This is a genomic window from Bifidobacterium sp. UTCIF-1 (assembly GCF_006408915.1).
Taxonomy (GTDB): Bacteria; Actinomycetota; Actinomycetes; order Actinomycetales; family Bifidobacteriaceae; genus Bifidobacterium; species Bifidobacterium reuteri.
The window spans coordinates 1-1,458 of sequence record NZ_JFAG01000019.1; the positions used below are offsets into that span (position 1 = coordinate 1).

Here is a 1,458-nt window from a genome sequence, read left to right on the forward strand (position 1 = left end):
GGCTCTTCGGGTGTTTGTGTGGGTGTGGAGCACTGGTCCGGCCTTCTGGTTATTGGCGTCCGGGGAGTTGGAGGTCGAGTCCTCCGCATTTGAGCATGACGAGGCTGATGAGGTTGTCGAGGTTGCGGTAGCCGTAGCCGATTTTGATGGTGGTCTTGATCTTGTTGTTGATGGCCTCGAGCCTGGCGTTGGACAGTCCGGAACGGATGGTTGTGAGGATGTCGAAGTGGCGTCGGGCGATCTTCTCTCCGAGAGGGACGAATCCCGGGATGCCGGACAGGAACGCGTCCGCGGCCCATTGGCGCAGCAGGGGCGCGGCCTCGTCCGCCGTCTGCTTGAGGATCATCCTGAGGCGTTCCTTGAGCTTGTACGCCTCCCAGAGGGTCTCGTTGGTGTTGGCGACGCATTCCAGTTGCGCCTTCTGGCCGGCGGTCAGGTCGCCCTCGTTCTTCAGCAGCGCCCATCTGGCACCCTTGATCGGGTCCTTGGCGCCTTTCCGGGCCGTGCCGGCCTTTCTGGCCTCGCGCCATGCGGCGGTGCGGACCTTGTCGAGCGCGTCGGTCGCCCAGGACACGATGTGGAACCCGTCGAGGATGCGTTCGGCCTGCGGGCACCAGCGGAACGCGCACTCGTCGATCCATCTGGCCCCGTCGCCGGTGATCACCTGGATGGAGGCGCGCTGCTCCTCGGTGAGCGTCTCGAAGAACAGGTCGAACACCTTCTCGCCATGGCCCGGGTGCATCCAGACCACGCGTCCGCGGTCGTGGTCGATGACCACGGTCATGTACTTGTGGCCCTTGCGGTAGCTGGTCTCGTCCACGCCGATGGAACGCAGCCCGTCGAACAGGCCCGCCCCCTGTTCGGCCCGCAGGTCGTCGGCGACCCTCTTGCACACGGGGCCCACGCTCTTCCAGTCGATGCGCATCAGCGCCGACACGGCGCTTCTGGGCGCGTGCACGCTCAGCCAGGCGACCTGCTGCTCGAAGTCGCGCGTGTACGCGCTCTTCCTGCGCGCCCACGGCGCCATCGTGACCGTGACCCCGTGCTCGCGGCACATGACGCGCCGGGGCGCGTACTCCAACAGCAGGCGCGCGCACCCGAGGTCGAGGTGGCGCCAACGCCGCACGCCCAGCCGGTCGTACGGCCGGCCGTGCCTGCCGCACCTCGCGCACCGGTCCATATCATGCGCGTACGGGCGCACCGGCACGATGACGACGGTCCCGTCACGCGGGTCGTCCTCGACACGGGGCGTGGAGACCACGACGTTGGCGGGCAGGTGCAGCATGCGCTTGAGCGCGCCGGCTGATATGGTTGGCACAGGCGTTCCCTTGTTCCGGTTCTACTTTCTTGGCGGAAACAAACCATACAGGAGAACGCCCCTTTCGTATCCCACACACGAAAAAGCCCCGGCGAAGACGCCGAGGCACAACACCCCACCACACAAACTGGCGAAGACTC

The 1,458-nt window shown here is 66.1% G+C and carries 1 protein-coding gene; it reads right to left on the minus strand.

Translation table 11 applies throughout. From position 1 onward, the window contains the following. Positions 1-49: 49 nt before the first annotated feature. A complete protein-coding gene (locus BW09_RS08880) occupies positions 50-1,318 on the minus strand; it encodes an ISL3 family transposase (protein WP_140464874.1) in 1,269 nt (422 codons plus the stop codon). Positions 1,319-1,458 lie beyond the last annotated feature (140 nt).